17 protein-coding genes are annotated in these 16,287 nt (G+C 68.7%); 8 read left to right on the top strand and 9 right to left on the bottom strand.

Annotated features, from left to right (window positions below):
• Positions 1–9: 9 nt before the first annotated feature.
• The 3 genes from O9Y01_RS10025 to prfB all read right to left on the bottom strand — a co-directional run bounded on the left by O9Y01_RS10025 (position 10) and on the right by prfB (position 5,050).
• Entirely contained in the window at positions 10–1,023 is a 1,014-nt protein-coding gene (locus O9Y01_RS10025) for a class 1 fructose-bisphosphatase (protein ID WP_269631457.1), read from the bottom strand.
• A gap of 37 nt (positions 1,024–1,060) precedes the next feature.
• Complete coding sequence (gene pepN, locus O9Y01_RS10020) at positions 1,061–3,748, bottom strand: aminopeptidase N (RefSeq protein ID WP_269632106.1); 2,688 nt, start codon at positions 3,746–3,748, stop codon at positions 1,061–1,063.
• Positions 3,749–3,945: 197 nt separating this feature from the next.
• Positions 3,946–5,050, bottom strand: a protein-coding gene (gene prfB / locus O9Y01_RS10015) for a peptide chain release factor 2 (protein ID WP_269631456.1) whose coding sequence is annotated in 2 segments (ribosomal slippage) — positions 3,946–4,968 and positions 4,970–5,050 — 1,104 coding nt in all. Because the reading frame shifts where the segments join, the coding sequence is not laid out codon by codon here.
• Between the two features lie 210 nt (positions 5,051–5,260).
• On the opposite strand from prfB, the gene O9Y01_RS10010 reads away from it, so the two are divergent.
• Both O9Y01_RS10010 and O9Y01_RS10005 read left to right on the top strand, forming a co-directional pair.
• A complete protein-coding gene (locus O9Y01_RS10010; protein WP_269631455.1) occupies positions 5,261–5,545 on the top strand; it encodes a DUF4212 domain-containing protein in 285 nt (94 codons plus the stop codon).
• A gap of 241 nt (positions 5,546–5,786) precedes the next feature.
• Positions 5,787–7,637: a pre-peptidase C-terminal domain-containing protein gene (locus tag O9Y01_RS10005; RefSeq protein ID WP_269631454.1), complete on the top strand. Its 1,851-nt coding sequence runs from the start codon at positions 5,787–5,789 to the stop codon at positions 7,635–7,637.
• A 189-nt stretch (positions 7,638–7,826) separates the two neighbouring features.
• On the opposite strand, the gene O9Y01_RS10000 is transcribed toward O9Y01_RS10005, so the two are convergent.
• Positions 7,827–8,738, bottom strand: coding sequence for an alpha/beta fold hydrolase (locus O9Y01_RS10000; protein WP_269631453.1), 912 nt, complete (start codon positions 8,736–8,738; stop codon positions 7,827–7,829).
• 221 nt (positions 8,739–8,959) lie between these two features.
• On the opposite strand from O9Y01_RS10000, the gene O9Y01_RS09995 reads away from it, so the two are divergent.
• Both O9Y01_RS09995 and O9Y01_RS09990 read left to right on the top strand, forming a co-directional pair.
• Positions 8,960–9,424 carry a hypothetical protein gene (locus O9Y01_RS09995; RefSeq protein ID WP_269631452.1) on the top strand — a complete coding sequence of 155 codons (465 nt, stop codon included), beginning with the start codon at positions 8,960–8,962 and terminating at the stop codon, positions 9,422–9,424.
• A 34-nt stretch (positions 9,425–9,458) separates the two neighbouring features.
• On the top strand, positions 9,459–9,950 hold the full coding sequence (locus O9Y01_RS09990; RefSeq protein WP_269631451.1) for a GNAT family N-acetyltransferase: 492 nt from the start codon (positions 9,459–9,461) through the stop codon (positions 9,948–9,950).
• A gap of 21 nt (positions 9,951–9,971) precedes the next feature.
• Here the strand turns inward: O9Y01_RS09990 and arsC are convergent, their stop codons facing one another.
• The gene (gene arsC, locus O9Y01_RS09985) at positions 9,972–10,310 is read right to left on the bottom strand and encodes an arsenate reductase (glutaredoxin) (protein ID WP_269632105.1); all 339 of its coding nucleotides are present in this window, start codon (positions 10,308–10,310) and stop codon (positions 9,972–9,974) included.
• A gap of 134 nt (positions 10,311–10,444) precedes the next feature.
• On the opposite strand from arsC, the gene O9Y01_RS09980 reads away from it, so the two are divergent.
• Positions 10,445–12,178 (top strand): acyl-CoA synthetase, encoded by a 1,734-nt coding sequence (locus O9Y01_RS09980; protein WP_269631450.1) that lies wholly within the window; start codon positions 10,445–10,447, stop codon positions 12,176–12,178.
• A gap of 6 nt (positions 12,179–12,184) precedes the next feature.
• Here O9Y01_RS09980 and O9Y01_RS09975 read toward each other — a convergent pair whose 3' ends face one another.
• Genes O9Y01_RS09975 through O9Y01_RS09965 form a run of 3 tightly spaced genes read right to left on the bottom strand, consistent with a single transcriptional unit; the run spans position 12,185 to position 13,706 of the window.
• Positions 12,185–12,874: a hypothetical protein gene (locus O9Y01_RS09975; RefSeq protein WP_269631449.1), complete on the bottom strand. Its 690-nt coding sequence runs from the start codon at positions 12,872–12,874 to the stop codon at positions 12,185–12,187.
• A 26-nt stretch (positions 12,875–12,900) separates the two neighbouring features.
• Positions 12,901–13,146, bottom strand: a complete 246-nt coding sequence (locus O9Y01_RS09970) for a helix-turn-helix domain-containing protein (RefSeq protein ID WP_269631448.1) — start codon at positions 13,144–13,146, stop codon at positions 12,901–12,903.
• On the bottom strand, positions 13,146–13,706 hold the full coding sequence (locus O9Y01_RS09965; protein ID WP_269631447.1) for a DUF2975 domain-containing protein: 561 nt from the start codon (positions 13,704–13,706) through the stop codon (positions 13,146–13,148). Before O9Y01_RS09965 ends, O9Y01_RS09970 begins: the two co-directional genes overlap by 1 nt.
• Positions 13,707–13,833: 127 nt before the next feature.
• On the opposite strand from O9Y01_RS09965, the gene ybaK reads away from it, so the two are divergent.
• From ybaK to O9Y01_RS09950, 3 genes are read left to right on the top strand one after another with little or no spacing between them, the layout of a single operon-like run.
• Complete coding sequence (gene ybaK, locus O9Y01_RS09960; protein WP_269631446.1) at positions 13,834–14,328, top strand: Cys-tRNA(Pro) deacylase; 495 nt, start codon at positions 13,834–13,836, stop codon at positions 14,326–14,328.
• A gap of 6 nt (positions 14,329–14,334) precedes the next feature.
• Positions 14,335–15,063 carry a glycerol-3-phosphate 1-O-acyltransferase PlsY gene (plsY, locus tag O9Y01_RS09955; protein ID WP_269631445.1) on the top strand — a complete coding sequence of 243 codons (729 nt, stop codon included), beginning with the start codon at positions 14,335–14,337 and terminating at the stop codon, positions 15,061–15,063.
• Positions 15,063–15,410 (top strand): RidA family protein, encoded by a 348-nt coding sequence (locus tag O9Y01_RS09950; protein ID WP_269631444.1) that lies wholly within the window; start codon positions 15,063–15,065, stop codon positions 15,408–15,410. Before plsY ends, O9Y01_RS09950 begins: the two co-directional genes overlap by 1 nt.
• 75 nt (positions 15,411–15,485) lie before the next feature.
• On the opposite strand, the gene O9Y01_RS09945 is transcribed toward O9Y01_RS09950, so the two are convergent.
• Positions 15,486–16,265, bottom strand: coding sequence for an MBL fold metallo-hydrolase (locus O9Y01_RS09945; RefSeq protein WP_269631443.1), 780 nt, complete (start codon positions 16,263–16,265; stop codon positions 15,486–15,488).
• Positions 16,266–16,287 lie beyond the last annotated feature (22 nt).

Raw genomic sequence — 16,287 nt, 5'->3', positions numbered from 1 at the left:
TAGCAGAATTTACTGTGCCTGCTCAAGGTGGTAGCGCGTCACACGCTCCACCTCGTTCTTCGAGCCCAGCACCACGGCCACGCGCTCATGCAGCTTGGTGGGCTTGAGGTCCATGATGCGCTCGCGGGCGTTGGTGGCCGCGCCCCCGGCCTGCTCCACGAGGAAGGCCATCGGGTTGGCCTCGTACATGAGGCGCAGCTTGCCGGCCTTGTTGGGCTCGCGCTTGTCCCAGGGGTACATGAAGACGCCGCCGCGGGTGAGGATGCGGTGCACGTCGGCCACCATGGAGGCGATCCAGCGCATGTTGAAGTTCTTGCCGCGCGGGCCTTCCTCGCCCGCCAGGCATTCGTCGATGTAGCGCTTCACCGGGGCGTCCCAGTGCCGCATGTTCGACATGTTGATGGCGAACTCCTTGGTGTCCTCGGGGATCTTCACGTCTTCCTGCGTCAGCACGAAGCTGCCCTGCTCGCGATCCAGGGTGAACATGGCCACGCCGTCGCCCACGGTGAGCACCAGCGTGGTCTGCGGGCCGTAGACGCAGTAGCCCGCGGCAGCCTGGGCGCTGCCGGGCTGCAGGAAGTCGTCCTCGCTGATGCCCTTGCTGCCTTCAGGCTTCTTCAGCACAGAGAAGATGGTGCCGATGGACACGTTGACGTCGATGTTGGACGAGCCATCCAGCGGGTCGAACATCAGCAGGTACTCGCCCTGCGGGAAGCGGTTGGGCACCAGGTAGATGCCCTCCATTTCCTCGGAAGCCATGGCCGCCAGGTGGCCGCCCCATTCGTTGGCCTCGATCAGCACCTCGTTGGCGATGATGTCCAGCTTCTTCTGGACCTCGCCCTGCACGTTCTCGCTGCCGGCCGTGCCCAGCACGTCACCCAGGGCGCCCTTGTTGACGCTGATGGCGATGCGCTTGCAGGCGCGGGCCACGACTTCGATCAGCAGGCGCAGCTCCTGCGGGATGTGGCCGTGCTGGCGCTGTTGCTCGATCAGGTACTGCGTGAGGCTGATGCGACGGGTCATGGAAACACCTTGAAGTTGCGAATGCGGGGCTGGGCGCTCAGGCGGTGGCGCCGCCGGAGGCCAGGGCGCGCTCGACGATCTCGCGCACGTCATTGGACAGCTCGGGCTTGGCGGCCACGCGGGCGATGGCCTCGCGGGCAGCGGCGCGGTAGGGCTCGGCCAGCACCGTCCAGCGGTCCATGGCGCGGGCCACGCGGCCGGCCAGCTGCGGGTTGATGCCGTCTAGCAGCTGCACCTGTTCGGCCCACAGCACGTAGCCGGCGGCATCAGCGCGGTGGAAGGCGGCCGGGTTGAACATGCACAGCGAGGCCAGCAGGCTGCGGGCGCGATTGGGGTTCTTCAGCGTGAAGTCCGGGTGCTGCAGCAGCTGCTTGACGCGGGCGAAGGTTTTGCCGCCGTTCTCGGTCGCGCGGGCCTGCAGGGCGAACCACTTGTCCACCACCAGGGCCTCGTGCTTGAACAGCGCGTGGAAGCGCTGCAGCGCGGGCTCGGCCAGCTCGGCATGGGCGTTGACCAGGGCGGACAGGGCGCCCAGGCGCTCGGTCATGTTGGTGGCGTCCTTGAAGCGCTGGTAGGCGCGGCCGGGCCAGACGGCGTCGCCGTTGCGGGTGGCATGGAGCACCAGCATGGACAGGGCCAGGTTGGCCAGGGCGCGCTGGCCGGACTGCACCGGGCTGGGCTCGTAGCCGGCCTTGACCTGGTTGGCCTCGTAGGCGGCGGCCCAGTCGTCCGCCAGGGCGGCGGCCAGCTGCACATGCGCGGCCTCGACGGCGGCGTGGATCTCCTGCGGGTCGACCACCTCCAGCTGCTCGGCCACATAGCCTTCGCCCGGCAGGGTCAGGGCCAGTTCCTTGAAGGCGGCGTCCAGCTGCGGGTCGCGCAGCACGGCGCGCATGGCATCCAGGTAGGCGGCATCCAGCACCAGGGCCTCGCCGGTGCGCACGGCCTGCAGGATGCGGTTCAGTGCCAGGCGCTGGCTGGCTTCCCAGCGGTTGAAGGCGTCGGCGTCATGCTGCAGCAGGACCAGCAGCTCGGCGTCAGTGAGGCCGTCGTCCAGGATCACCGGAGCCGAGAAGCCGCGCAGCAGCGAAGGCACAGGCTCGCTGGCCACGCCGGTGAACACGAAGCACTGCTCGGCCTGGTCCAGCACCAGCACGCGCTCGGTGCCCACCGGGGCGGCTTCGCCCTGCAGCTGCAGGGGCAAGACCTGACCCTCACGGCTCAGCAGGCCCATGGTCACGGGGATGACCTGGGGCAGCTTGTGCTCCTGGCCGGGCGTGGCGGGGTTGTGCTGCTTCAGTGTCAGGGTGTAGGTCTGGGCAGCGGCGTCGTAGCTGCCGCGGGCCTGCACACGCGGCGTGCCCGACTGCGAGTACCAGCGCTTGAAGGTCTCCAGGCGGGTGCTCAGGGCGGAGCCGGGGTTGGCGTCGGCGATGGCAGCGGCGAAGTCGTCGCAGGTCACGGCCTGGCCGTCATGGCGCTCGAAGTAGAGCTTCATGCCGGCCTCGAAGCCCTGGCGGCCGACCAGGGTCTGGTACATGCGCACCACTTCCGAGCCCTTCTCGTAGACCGTCGGGGTGTAGAAGTTGTTGATCTCGACGTAGGAGTCGGGGCGCACCGGGTGGGCCATGGCGCCGGAGTCCTCGGGGAACTGCACGCTGCGCAGCGCGCGCACGTCCTGGATGCGGCAGACGGCACGGGCGCTGGGCGCGGCGGCCATGTCCATGCTGAATTCCTGGTCGCGGAAGACGGTCAGGCCTTCCTTCAGCGAGAGCTGGAACCAGTCACGGCAGGTGACGCGGTTGCCGGTCCAGTTGTGGAAGTACTCGTGGGCGACGATGGACTCGATGCGGGCGAAGTCCGCGTCGGTCGCGGTGGCCGGCGAGGCCAGCAGGGCGCTGGTGTTGAAGATGTTGAGGCCCTTGTTCTCCATGGCGCCCATGTTGAAGTCGGACACGCCGACCACCATGAAGCGCTCCAGGTCCAGGGGCAGGCCGAAGCGGGCCTCGTCCCAGACGATGGAGGCGATGAGGCTGTTCATCGCATGCTCGGTCTTCTCCAGGTCGCCGCGGCGCACGTAGACCTGCAGCAGGTGGTCCCGGCCGGCGCGGGTGCGGATGCGCTGCTCGCGCGAGACCAGGTCCGCCGCGACCAGCGCGAACAGATAGCTGGGCTTGGGGAAGGGGTCGTGCCACTTGGCCAGGTGGCGGCCGTTGTCCAGCTCGGCGGTCTCCAGCAGATTGCCGTTGGAGAGCAGCACGGGGTACTTGGCCTTGTCGGCGCGCAGGGTGACCGTGTAGACGGCCATCACGTCCGGGCGGTCCAGGAAGTAGGTGATGCGGCGGAAGCCCTCGGCCTCGCATTGCGTGAAGAAGCCGCCGCCCGAGGTGTAGAGGCCCGACAGCGAGCTGTTCTTCTCGGGGGCGCAGGTGTTGCGGATCTCGAGGGAGAAGTCGGCGTCCGGCGCGCTCTCGATGATCAGCTCATGGCCCTCCTGGCGGAAGGACACGCTCTCGCCATCGATCAGCACGCGCAGCAGGTTCAGCTCCTCGCCGTGCAGGCGCAGCGGGCCGTGCGGCACGGCGGCATTGCGCTCGACCTTCATCTTGCTGGTCACCAGCGTCTTCGCCGGGTCCAGGTCGAAAGTCAGGTCGACGGTGCGGATCCAGTAGGCCGGAGCCACGTAGTCTTCGCGGCGGATCAGTGCGGCGGTGCCTTCACGCATCATGGCGGACTTCCTCGAGTTGTGTTGTCAGCGCCCCAGGCTCATGACCCGGAGCTGTTGGATTCAATCGGTTGAGACGCGCCAGATGGCACGCCTCAACCTGCATTCCCCAGCGGGTCCCGCTGATCCGGCTTTGCCGGGCAGTCGGGGCCGCCCCCTCGAGGGGGCCGGCGCAGCCGGTAGGGGGGGGAGCCTGTTCAGACGCCCTGTTTCAGGGACGCAGTGATGAAGGCGTCCAGGTCGCCGTCCAGCACCTTCTGGGTGTTGGAGACTTCCACGTTGGTGCGCAGGTCCTTGATGCGGCTCTGGTCCAGCACATAGGAGCGGATCTGATGGCCCCAGCCCACGTCCGTCTTGCTGTCCTCGAGCTTCTGCTGCTCGGCCATGCGCTTCTTCATCTCGTGGTCGTACAGGCGCGAGCGCAGGCGGCGCCAGGCGACGTCACGGTTGCTGTGCTGCGAGCGGCCGTCCTGGCACTGCACCACGATGCCCGTCGGGATGTGGGTCAGGCGCACGGCCGAGTCCGTCTTGTTGATGTGCTGGCCGCCGGCGCCGGAGGCGCGGAAGGTGTCGGTGCGCACATCGGCCGGGTTGATGTCGATCTCGATCGAGTCATCGATTTCCGGGTAGACGAACAGCGAGGCGAAGGAGGTGTGGCGGCCGCCCGAGGAGTCGAAGGGGCTCTTGCGCACCAGGCGGTGCACGCCGGTCTCGGTGCGCAGCAGGCCGAAGGCGTACTCGCCCTCCACCTTGATGGTCGCGCTCTTGATGCCGGCCACGTCGCCCGGCGTCTCGTCTTCCATCGTGGTGGTGAAGCCCTTGCGCTCGCAGTACTTGAGGTACTGGCGCAGCAGCATGCCGGCCCAGTCGCAGGCCTCGGTGCCGCCGGCACCGGCCTGGATGTCGATGAAGCAGTTGCTGGGGTCGGCCGGGTTGTTGAACATCCGGCGGAACTCCAGCTCCTCGACCTTCTCGGTCAGCTTGGCCGCGTCGGCTTCGATGGCCTCCAGCCCAGCGAAATCCTCGTCGGCCTTGGACATCTCGTAGAGCTCGGAGTTGTCGGCGAGATTGCTCGTGAGGTAGTTGATGGTCTCGACCACCTGCTCGAGCGAGCGCTTCTCCTTGCCCAGCTCCTGGGCGCGCTTGGGCTCGTTCCAGACGTTGGGGTTCTCCAGCGCCGCATTGACTTCATTCAGCCGCAGAGACTTGCGGTCGTAGTCAAAGATACCCCCTTAGCGCGTCGGTACGCGCTGTGAGGTCGGCGAGGGTCGTGCCGATTTGGTTGATGCGTTCGATGTCCATGACGGATCCTGATTGGTGCCCGTGGTGCTGCCTTCGCGTTCAGCGGGGCCAGCCGGGGGCTGGCAGCGGCTCGGCCGGGCCATGTCTTGTGAGCAACCGCGCATTTTAAGCTGGCCCGGGGCGGATCCCGGCTGCCCGGGCCGCCGAAATGGGGCCGGCCCGCTGTCGCCCGTGCGGCGGCTGAGGCACACTGCGCACCGGACACCCGCCATGGACCCCCTCCACCAGCCCGCCACGCCCGCCCGCGAACGCCGCCATCGCCGCTACTGGCGGGCCACGCGGCGCCTCACCCTCGTCCTGCTGGGCGGCTGGACCGTGCTGAGCTTTGGCCTCACCTGGTTCGCGCGGGACCTCAGCTTCAGCTTCTTCGGCTGGCCCTTCAGCTTCTGGGTGGCCTCGCAGGGCGCGCTGATGGGCTATCTGCTGATCGTGGTCCTCTATGCCTGGCTGATGGCCCGGCACGACGACGAGCACCGCGAGGACGCCGGCGACTGAGCCCGCGCCGCCAGACCGGCGCCTGCCAGGCTTCGCGCGGGCAGCCCATCAGGGTTGCCACGGCTGTCAATGCTGACACTTGGGCGATCAACGCCCGCTGACCATAGTCCGCATGGCGCCAGCATGCCGGCGGCATTCTGTGCCGGCGCTGGCCCGTCCCCGGCGCCGCAATGGCCGGCAGTACCCCGTTGCGATGCTTCACCCGCGGCACCGACCGCGTCTCCACACCGAGAGATCGTCCATGAAGCGTATGTTCCATTTCCCTTCGTCCCACGCACGCCTGCCGGCGCTGATGCTGGCCTGCCTCGCCGCCTGCTCGGCCACGTCCGCCCTGGCCGCCGATGGCACCGAGCTGGGCAGCGCCAGCGGCCTGATCCAGAGCCTCAAGCAGCAGCACCAGGGCCGCCAGGCCCTGAGCCTGCAGGCCCAGGACGGCACGGCGCTGCCGGTGCTGGTGCAGGACTTCTTCGAGCAGGGGGGCAAGGTGTCCATCGCCGGCCGCCACCGCGATGCCGAGGACTCCATGTTCTTCCTCAAGGGCGACGGCAAGACCCTGCGCGGCTTCCTGGTCCTGCACGGCCAGAAGAAGGCCTGGGAGTACAGCACCGACGCCCGTGGCGTGGTCAGCGTCAAGGCCGTGCCGCTGAGCCGCGTCTACCCCGACCTGGACGAGGACTTCCAGCGCAGCAACCGCAGCACCGCCAGCCTGGCCCAGATCGCGGCGGCGCACCCCGTCTACAGCCCCATGGCCCTGCGCCAGGCGCCCCACATCGGCCCCTACAACAACCAGGACGTCACCAAGCTGGAGAGCAAGCCCGGCAGCCCCTACGTCTTCTACCTGAACACGGCCGCGGTGATGAGCGGCAGCACGCCGCTCAACGGCGTGACCAAGGAGAACATGTACCGCGCCTGGCAGTCGGTGGCGGACCAGTACTCGATGCTGCAGCTCAACGTCACCACCAACAAGGCGGTCTATGACGCCGCCAAGGCGGCCAGCCTGCTGCGCACCGGCGTCATCAACTTCGTCAACCAGGACGGCCGCAGCTTCGCCCCGCTGCACTCCTTCGGCACCACCTCGGCCGGCACGCTGTACCGCAACCCCGCCAGCGGCTTCGACTACGGCTACGGCATCGGCATGACCGGCGCGCACGAGGTCGGCCACCAGATGGGCATGAACCACGATGGCGGCGGCACCGGCGGCGAGTACTTCGAGGGCATTGCGGCCTATCAGTGGGGGCCCATCATGGGCAACTACTGGATGGGCGGCTCCTGGACCAACCAGCTCTTCACCTGGAGCAAGGGCGAGTACAACACCGCCAGCAACAAGGAAGACGACCTCAAGATCATGACGGTCGACGAGGGCGTGCCCTACATGGCCGACGACAACGTCAACGGCAAGCCCCTGGCCCTGCGTGCCGGCGGCGAGATCAACCCGGCGGACAACTGGGGCCAGATCGAGCGCAACACCGACACCGACGTCTTCACCTTCAGCCTCGGCAGCGCCGGCACGCTGAACCTGCGGGTCGATCCCATCGAGTACCTGCGCATGCTGGACGTCGACGCCACCATCACCACCGCCGCCGGCACCCAGGTGGCGCGCAGCAACCTCTCGGTGAACCGCTCGGCGGAGTTCGTCAACCTGAACCTGGCGGCGGGCGACTACAAGCTCATCATCCAGGGCGGCGCGGAAGGCACGCCGGCGAACGGCTTCTCCAAGTACAGCTCCCTGGGCTACTACGCGATGAAGGGCACGCTGAGCGCCGCCACCACGCCTTCGACCATCCCGCTGACCAGCGGTGTGGCCCTGGGCAACCAGTCGGCGTCCACGGGCACCTGGACCTACTACTCCATCCAGGTGCCGGCGGGCAGCACCAAGCTCGTGGTCAACCTCGCCGGCAGCAATGGCGACGCCGACCTCTTCGTTGGCGCCGGCCAGAAGCCGACCGGCACCAGCTATGCCTGCAAGTCCGACGGCTCCACGAGCACCGAGACCTGCACGGTGAACTCGCCGGTGGCCGGGACGTACTACGTGGGGGTGCAGGCCTATGCCACGTACAGCGGCCTGAGCGTCAAGGCGACGGTGAGTCCTTGATCCCCCTACCGGCTTAGCCGGCCTTGCAGGCCGCGCCAGGCCAGAGGCCTGGCCCTTCGGCAGGCACAAACGGCAGGCACAAACTGCAGGCCGTTTGTGTCCGGCCTCAGCCCCCCAGGGGCGCGCGCATGTAGGACCGGCAAAGCCGGATCCTCATGCGCCGTGCGGGGCGGCCGGCGTCGGTCTCGCTCAGCGCAGGAAGTCCTCCAGCACGGCGGCCAGCGCCTCGGGCTGGTCGTGGTGCAGCATGTGGGCGGCGTCTTCGAGGCGAGCGCGGGTCAGCTGGGGCACGAGGGCGAGACGGGCCTCGAAATCCTCGCGCGGGTAGCGCTTGCCCCACCACTGGCTCAGCTCGGTATGCGCGCCTTCCACCCACAGCGTCGGGGCCTGGATGGACTGCCAGCAGGCCAGGGCCTCGGCCTTGCGGTACAGCACCGGATTGGTCCGCTTGTGGGCCGGGTCGCCGAGGATGTGGAAGGCGCCGTCGCGCTGCTCGGACCAATGCGGCGCCAGCCAGGCGGCCTTGGCGGGCGAGAGGCGCGGGTTGGTCTTCATCAGGCGCTGGGCCACTTCGTCCAGGCTGGCATAGGGCTTGAGCTGCTGGGGCTGCTTGAGCTCGTCCAGCCACTGCCGCAAGCGCTTGGGCGCTTCCTCGGGCTGGGTGTCGGGCAGGCCGAAGCCTTCGAGGTTGACCAGGCGGCGGATGCGCTCCGGCCGCACGCCGGCATAGCTCATCACCACATTGCCGCCCATGCTGTGACCCAGCAGGTCCACCGGCCGGTCGGGGCTGATGGCGTCGAGCAGGGCGTCGAGGTCTCCCAGGTAGTCGGGGAACCAGTAGGCGTCGCTGGCCGTCCAGTCGCTGAGACCGAAGCCGCGCCAGTCCATGGCCACCACATGGCGGTCCGAGGGCAGGGCGTCGACCACGAACTGGAAGGACGCACCCACGTCCATCCAGCCGTGCAGCATCACCAGCAGCGGGCGCTCTGGCGTCTCCATCGAGGCGTCGCCCCAGTGCATCACATGGTGGTGCAGGCCGCGCAGCAGGAGCATGTCGCTGCGGAAGCCGCGGCGTTCGGTGTAGGCGGTGGGGGTGTTCATGGCGGCGACTCTAGCGGCTTGCGGGAGGGTCTGCTGTCCGCGCAGTGACAGGCCCTGGCCGCCGTCGGGATCACCGGACACAGCGGCTATCGTCAGGCGCGCCCAGCGCAGGTCGCGACGGCGGTGGCATAGTCCCGTGCAGCTCGCAAGGGCGCACCCTCCGCAGCTCTATGCTTCAACGTGGCCGCTGGCCTTCTTGGATCGAAATCAGGGATCGTGCAGTGACAAACCTCGGGCCGTGGCACACAGAAGACTTTGAAGCGCTGTCCTGGCACGACGTGCATGTCCACGGCTTTCGCTTCGCGTCGTTCAACAAGGACAATGGCAGCGCCGAACTCGTCCTGGATCTGGACTACATCCTGAAATGGGAGTCGTCCGCGGACCAGTGCCTGTTCACCCTTTGTCGCGCTGAGCTCACCTTCCATGACGTCTTCGGGCTCAAGCTCGATGTTGACTACGCGACGCCCAAGGCAGGCATGTGCCCCTTCATGATTGATGGCATCCACCGGGAAGCGCTGGAATTTCCCACGGGGTTCAAGTCATTCCGCTGGCATATCGCCCTGAGCTGGCCGGAGGGCTCCTTGCGGTTCGAGGCGCCGGCATTCACGCAGGCGCTGATCGGGACGCCCGTCGTCAAGGCAGGCATTCAGTCGCTGACCTCGCAGGAACGCGACGAAACGGCCTAGACCTAGAACTGGACAGTCGAGCCAGAATCCGGCCATGAACAAGCAAGACTTCTCCATCCGCCCCGCCGAACCCCGCGACCTCGGCGCCGTCGTCGGCCTCATCCGCGAGCTGGCGGACTTCGAGCGGCTCACCCACCTGCTGCAGGTCGACGAAGAACGGCTGCGGCCGCATCTCTTCGGGCCCAGCCCCAAGGCCGAGGCCGTGGTGGCAGAGGACGGCACGGGCCAGGTGGTGGCCTTCGCGCTCTTCTTCCACAACTTCTCGACCTTCCTGGCCCAGCCCGGGCTCTACCTGGAAGATCTGTACGTGCAGCCCGCGCAGCGCGGCACGGGGCTGGGGCGTGCGCTGCTGACGCATCTGGCGCAGCTGGCAGTGGCCCGCGGCTGCGGTCGATTCGAATGGAGCGTGCTGGACTGGAACCGGCGCGCCATCGACTTCTACGAGGGCATGGGCGCCACGGTGATGCCGGACTGGCGCATCTGCCGCCTCAGCGGCGAAGCCCTGCAGGCCTTGGGCAAGACCTGACCCCGCCAGCGGGCCTGGGCTTCAGAGCCAGGCTTTGAGCCGCTCCGGCGGACGGGCGATCAGGGCCTGCTCGCCGCGCACGACGATGGGCCGCTGCAGCAGCTGCGGGTGGTGCAGCAGGGCATCGAGCAGCTGTTCGTCGCTGGCGTCGGCCAGGCCCAGCTCGGCATAGAGCGCCTCGCTGCTGCGCAGCAGCTCGCGCACCGGCAGGCCCAGCTGGCGCACCAGGGCTTTCAAGGTGCCCAGGTCGGGCGGCGTCTTCAGGTACTCGATGACTTCAGGCGCCAGGCCGGCCTCCTGCAGAAGGGCCAGGGCCTCGCGGGACTTGGAACAGCGGGGGTTGTGGAAGATCTTCATGATCGCAGGGCAGAAGCAAATGCGGCCGGCGCAAAAGGCGCAGTGTAGAACCGGCGGGCTTGGTGGAATCCATGAGGATCCCGCCGGGCCGGCTCGATAGCATGCGGCGCTTGACCTGCCGACGCAAGGAGGGCCCGATGGCCCAGGATGCCCTCGCTGCCCCCGCCTCCCGCCCTGCGGACGCCCCGGGCGATCTCCACGCCGCCCTGCATGCCGGCTTCCGCTGGCGGGTCCCGCCGGACTTCAGCCTGGCCGAGGCCTGCTGCGGCCGCTGGGCCCGGGACACGCCCGAGGCCACCGCCGTGATCTTCGAGGACGAAGGCGGCAGCCGCGCCAGCTACAGCTACGGCCAGCTGCAGCGGGCGGCGAACCGGCTGTCCAACGCACTCGCGCGCCGCGGCGTGCGGGCGGGCGAGCGCGTGGCCCTGATCCTGCCGCAGCGCTTCGAGACGGCCGTCGCCCACATCGCCATCAACCAGCTGGGCGCGGTGGCGGTGCCGCTGTCCATGCTCTTCGGCCCTGAAGCCCTGCAGTACCGGCTGCAGGACAGCGGTGCCGTGCTGGCCATTGCCGAGGGCAGCGTGCTCCCAGCCTTGCGAGGCCTGCGCGACAGCTGCCCGGCCCTGCGCGAGCTCATCGCCGTGGGCGAGGGCGCCGGCGCCGGAGAGAGCGCCTGGATGGACGCCCTGCAGTCCGAGGACGCCCGCTTCACGTCCGCCGCCGCCCACGCCGACGCGGCCGCCGTGCTGATCTACACCAGCGGCACCACCGGCCCGCCCAAAGGCGCGCTGATCCCGCAGCGGGCGCTGATCGGCAACTTGAGCGGCTTCGTGGCCAGCCAGAACTGGTTCGGCTTCGACCCTTTCGACGCCAGCCGCCCGAGCGGCGCGGTGTTCTGGTCCCCCGCCGACTGGGCCTGGACCGGCGGCCTGATGGACGCCCTGCTGCCCACGCTCTACTTCGGCCGCCCCATCGTGGCCTTCCAGGGCCGCTTCTCGCCCCAGCGGGCCTTCGAGCTGATGCAGCGCCACGGTGTCACCCACAGCTTCCTCTTCCCCACGGCACTCAAGGCCATGATGAAGGCGGTGCCGGAGCCGCGCCGCCACTACCGGCTGCGCCTGGAGGCGGTGATGAGCGCCGGCGAGGCCGTGGGCGACGCCGTCTTCCGCTGGTGCCAGCAGGCCCTGGGCCTGACCGTCAACGAGATGTTCGGCCAGACCGAGATCAACTACGTGGTGGGCAACTGCAGCCGCCTCTGGCCGGCGCGGCCGGGCAGCATGGGCCGGGCCTATCCGGGCCACCGGGTGGCCGTGATCGACGAGGCAGGCAAGACCTGCCCCCCGGGCACGCCTGGCGATGTGGCCGTGCACCGGCGCGACGTGCATGGGGATCCCGACCCGGTCTTCTTCCTGGGCTACTGGAACCGGCCCGAGGCCACGGCGGCCAAGTTCACCGGGGATCCGGCCGACAGCTGGTGCCGCACCGGCGACACGGCCGTGATGGATGCCGAAGGCTATCTCTGGTACCAGGGCCGCAGCGACGACGTCTTCAAGTCTGCCGGCTACCGCATCGGCCCCAGCGAGATCGAGAACTGCCTGGTCAAGCACCCGGCGGTGGCCAATGCCGCCGTCGTGCCCAAACCCGATGCCGAGCGCGGCGCCCTGGTCAAGGCCTTCGTGGTGCTGGCGCCGGGCCATCAGGGCAGTGATGCGCTGGTCGAGGCGCTGCAGGCGCTGGTCAAGGGGCAGCTGGCGCCTTACGAGTACCCCAAGGAGATCGAGTTCATCGAGGCCCTGCCCATGACCACCACGGGCAAGGTGCAGCGCGCCGTGCTGCGGCAGCTGGAGGCGCAGCGCGCGGCAGGGGCCTGAACGACGTCAGCGCTCCCGCATGGACGCATGGGCGCCGTTGCGACCGCTGGGCTCGGGGGGCGGCGGGCCGGCGGGCGGCGGGCTGCCCTTGGCGCATTTGCCCGTGGCCTCGGCCAGCAGGTAGAAGGGCGCGCTGAGCAGGCCCATGCCGCCGCCGGCGTACTGGCCCTTGGCGCAGTCGCCATAGCCGGCCTGCTGCATCTTGCGGCCCAGCTTGTCGCTGGCGCTGACGCCCATCTCCTGCTCCTGCGCCATCAGGTGCTTCTCGCCGTTGAGCGGCTCGCGGGCGGCCTGGCGCAGGGCCGAGCGGGTGGCAGCGCTGTCGATCAGGCGTTCCGGGCTGGCCGATGCGGCGGGCGTGGCAGGCAAGGCCAGGCTCTGGGGCACCTCTGCGGCACGGGGCGCGGGCGCCTCGGGCTGGATGCCCGGGGCCGGCGCGGCGTCTGGCCTGGGCCTGGCCAGCGAGGGAGCGGGCGAGCGCCGGGCCGGCGCTGCGGGGGGCTGGAGGGCGGCCGGCGTGCGAGGGCGGCGCTCCTGCAGCAGGGTCACGGTGATGCGTTGAGCCTCGTGCGCCTGCGGGGCCGCTGGGTGGCGCAGGCCCGCGCGCAGGCCGGCGAGCAGGAGCAGGTGCAGGGCGATGACCAGCAGAGTCAGCGGCCATCTTCTGGGCGTGGCGGGGAGGGGGGCGTGGTCCATGGGAGGCGGGAAATCAGGCGGGGCGCTCAGTCCTGCGCCTCGGGTTCGTCGGCGTCATCGGCCTCGGGACCGGGCTCGTAGGCCAGCAGCTCGCCGGGCTGGCATTGCAGCTCGCGGCAGATGCGGGCCAGGGTGTCGAAGCGCACGCCCTTGACCTTGCCGGACTTCAGCAGCGAAAGATTGGCCTCGGTGATGCCCACCCGCTCCGCGAGCTCCTTGGAGCGCATCTTGCGGCGGGCCAGCATCAGGTCCAGGGTGACGACGATGGGCATCAGACGAACTCCGCGTTCTCCTGCGCCACCCGCACGGACTCGCGCATGATGCGCGCCATGGCCACCAGCACCAGGCCCAGCATCAGCAGCGTGTAGTGGTCCGAGCTGATGCCCACCAGCAGCTGGCGCTGCCCCGGTGGGTTGTGCCAGCTCAGCGTCAGCACGGCCAGGGTGTGGCTCAGCGGCCGGGCCGCTGCCAGCGCCAGCAGGCCCCAGCCCAGCCACTGCAGATGGCGCACCGAGGCCAGGTCGAACACGCGCCCCGCGGCGTAGTGGCCGAACAGCCGCCACACATGCCATAGCAGCAGCAGGCCCGACACCAGGGGCAGGCTCAGAGACAGCCACAGCGCGGCCAACGTCGGCCCGTCCGGCGTGCGGTAGGGCAGCTCGGGCGCCACCTCGTGCAGGACGTACTGGATCATCAGCTCCGGGGCCCAGGCCAGCTGCACGCCGTACTGGGCCAGGCCGAAAGCGCCCAGCAGCGCGAGGATCTGCACGGCCCGTGCCAGGCCCTTGAGGGCGAAGGGCGAAGGCGGGGAAGGGCGGTGCGAGGCGGCCATCATCAATTTCGAAGTCTGAGAATTATTGTATGACAGCAATAAATTGATGTGCCAATGAAATTCGTCAGGGTGGGTTTGGCGGGCTGAGGCACACTGCGCTGCCTGCATTTCCCTTTGCTCCGCCTGCATGTCCAAGAAGTCCGCCCATGTCAGCGAAACCCCGGCCACCCAAGTGCTGCGCCGGCACGGCATTGCCTTCACCGAGCATGTCTACGACTACGTCGAGCATGGCGGCACGGGCGAGTCTTCCCGCCAGCTGGGCGTGCCCGAGCATGAGGTGGTCAAGACCCTGGTGATGCAGGACGAGAAGGCCCAGCCCCTGATCGTGCTGATGCATGGCGACCGCACGGTGAGCCTCAAGGAGCTGGCGCGGCAGATTCCCTGCAAGAAGGTCGAGCCCTGCAAGCCCGACGTCGCGCAGCGCCACAGCGGCTACATGGTCGGCGGCACTTCGCCCTTCGGCACGCGCAAGGAGATGCCGGTCTTTGTGGAGGCCAGCATCCTCGAGCTGGCGCGCATCTGCATCAACGGCGGCCGGCGCGGCTACCTGGTGGGCATCGAGCCCCGGGTGATCACCGAGCTGCTGCAGGCCCGGCCGGTGCAGTGCGCCAGTGCAGAATAGCGGCCCATGCAAGACCTCCTCTACCCTCTGCTGGCCGGCGTGGCCGGCTATCTGCTGGGCTCGCTCTCCTTCGCGGTGATCGTCAGCCGCGTGATGGGCCTGTCCGATCCGCGCAGCTACGGCTCCGGCAACCCGGGCGCGACCAATGTGCTGCGCTCGGGCAACAAGAAGGCCGCCCTGCTGACCCTGCTCTTCGACGCGCTCAAGGGCTATGTGCCGGTGCTGCTGGTGCTGCTCTACGGCGAGCGCTTCGGCCTGGGCGAGGACAGCGCCGCCTTCGTGGGCCTGGCCGCCTTCCTGGGCCATCTGTGGCCGGTGTTCTTCAGGTTCGAGGGCGGCAAGGGCGTGGCCACGGCCGCCGGCGTGCTGCTGGCGATCAACCCGCTGCTGGGCGGCGCCACCCTGCTGACCTGGCTGATCATTGCGTACTTCAGCCGCTATTCTTCGCTGGCCGCCATCGTGGCGGCGGTGTTCGCCCCCTTCTACCAGATGCTGATCTGGGGGGCCTCGCCCACGGTGCTGTACGTTGCGCTGATGGGCCTGCTGCTGGTGTGGCGCCATGAGGCCAACATCAGGAAGCTGCTGAACGGCACCGAAAGCAAGCTCGGCCAGAAGTCCGGCAGTGCCACGCCGCCCCAGGGCAGCAGCAAGAAGCATCCGCATGGCGAGGGCTACCAGGCTCGCGGCCATTCGCACCATCACACGAAGAACCAAGCCAAGAAGAAGGGCAACTGATGACGATCCAACGCTTTGATGTCGGGCAGCGCATGTCCGAGATGGCCGTGCACAACGGCGTGGTCTACCTGGCCGGCCAGGTGGCCTCGGACGCCAGCCTGGACATCACCGGCCAGACCGCCGACGTGCTGGCCCAGATCGACGCCCTGCTGGCCCGCGCCGGCAGCGACAAGACCAAGATCCTGCGCGCCCAGATCTACATCGCCGATGTGGCCGAGTTCGCCGGCATGAACGCCGCCTGGGACGCCTGGGTGCCGGCGGGCCACACGCCGCCGCGTGCCACCGTCGAGGCCAAGCTGGCCAAGCCGGAATGGAAGGTGGAGATCGTGGTCACCGCCGCGGTCTGATCCTCGATCCCGCAAGGCAAAGGCCCCGTCCGGCAGATCGCCGGCGGGGCCTTTGTCATGGGAGGGCGTGGGCGCTTACTCGGGGATCTGGTATTGCGCCGAGCCCATGAGGTCGATGCCGCACTGCAGGTTCTCGGCCCAGTCGATGAAGTCCTTCACCGCCGGGCCCGCCATGGGCGCGCCATGCTGGGGCACGATCATCTTGATGTCCAGCTGGCGCACCATGCCGGCCCACAGGCGCATCACCTTGTTGCTGACCATGTAGCGGCGGTGGAAGCCTTCCATGCGCTTGAGATGGGGGCCCAGGTCGGTGACGGTCTTCTCGGGGTTCAGGTCAGCGCCGATGGAAGCGCCCAGGTCGCCCGAGAAGAGGATGCGGCTCACCGGGTCGTAGAACTGGAAATTGCCCTCGGAATGCAGGAAGTGCGCAGGCAGGGCGATGAGGTCGAAGGCTGCGCCGCCCTCTCCCAGCCGCAGGCGCTGGCCCGGGTCGGGGATGCCCGCGATGCGGCCCACGGTCTTGCCGGGCTTGCAGAAGTGCGGGGCGAAGCGCTCCCAGATGCGCGAGATGTAGACGGTGGCGTTGGTCGCCGTCATCCAGCGGTCCAGGGAGGCAATGATGTCCGGATCCGCATGCGAGGCCAGGATGGCGGCCAGCTTGTGCGGCGGGAAGTGCTGGGACATGCCCAGGTACAGCTCGTTGTAGGCGAGGTTGCCACCCGGGTCGATGATGCAGCCCGTACCCTTGTTGACGATCAGGAACTGGTTGGACTGGACGGCCTCGCCTTCCTCCTCGCTCAGCTTCGCGAACATCAGACAGACGTGATCGTCCTTGCGGAACAACTCGATGGCCACGGGCTCTCTCCCTGCATTGGAT

This window comes from Pelomonas sp. BJYL3 (genome assembly GCF_027257975.1).
Taxonomy (GTDB): Bacteria; Pseudomonadota; Gammaproteobacteria; order Burkholderiales; family Burkholderiaceae_C; genus Roseateles_B; species Roseateles_B flavus.
This window is presented reverse-complemented; position numbering and strand designations above follow the sequence as displayed.

Bases quoted from the DNA above. Each gene is read 5' to 3' on its own strand.
- O9Y01_RS10025 (WP_269631457.1), bottom strand. From the start codon at position 1,023: ATGACCCGTCGCATCAGCCTCACGCAGTACCTGATCGAGCAACAGCGC.
- pepN (WP_269632106.1), bottom strand. From the start codon at position 3,748: ATGCGTGAAGGCACCGCCGCACTGATCCGCCGCGAAGACTACGTGGCT.
- O9Y01_RS10010 (WP_269631455.1), top strand. From the start codon at position 5,261: ATGGACCCCCTCCACCAGCCCGCCACGCCCGCCCGCGAACGCCGCCAT.
- O9Y01_RS10005 (WP_269631454.1), top strand. From the start codon at position 5,787: ATGAAGCGTATGTTCCATTTCCCTTCGTCCCACGCACGCCTGCCGGCG.
- O9Y01_RS10000 (WP_269631453.1), bottom strand. From the start codon at position 8,738: ATGAACACCCCCACCGCCTACACCGAACGCCGCGGCTTCCGCAGCGAC.
- O9Y01_RS09990 (WP_269631451.1), top strand. From the start codon at position 9,459: ATGAACAAGCAAGACTTCTCCATCCGCCCCGCCGAACCCCGCGACCTC.
- O9Y01_RS09980 (WP_269631450.1), top strand. From the start codon at position 10,445: ATGGCCCAGGATGCCCTCGCTGCCCCCGCCTCCCGCCCTGCGGACGCC.
- O9Y01_RS09975 (WP_269631449.1), bottom strand. From the start codon at position 12,874: ATGGACCACGCCCCCCTCCCCGCCACGCCCAGAAGATGGCCGCTGACT.
- O9Y01_RS09970 (WP_269631448.1), bottom strand. From the start codon at position 13,146: ATGCCCATCGTCGTCACCCTGGACCTGATGCTGGCCCGCCGCAAGATG.
- O9Y01_RS09965 (WP_269631447.1), bottom strand. From the start codon at position 13,706: ATGGCCGCCTCGCACCGCCCTTCCCCGCCTTCGCCCTTCGCCCTCAAG.
- ybaK (WP_269631446.1), top strand. From the start codon at position 13,834: ATGTCCAAGAAGTCCGCCCATGTCAGCGAAACCCCGGCCACCCAAGTG.
- plsY (WP_269631445.1), top strand. From the start codon at position 14,335: ATGCAAGACCTCCTCTACCCTCTGCTGGCCGGCGTGGCCGGCTATCTG.
- O9Y01_RS09950 (WP_269631444.1), top strand. From the start codon at position 15,063: ATGACGATCCAACGCTTTGATGTCGGGCAGCGCATGTCCGAGATGGCC.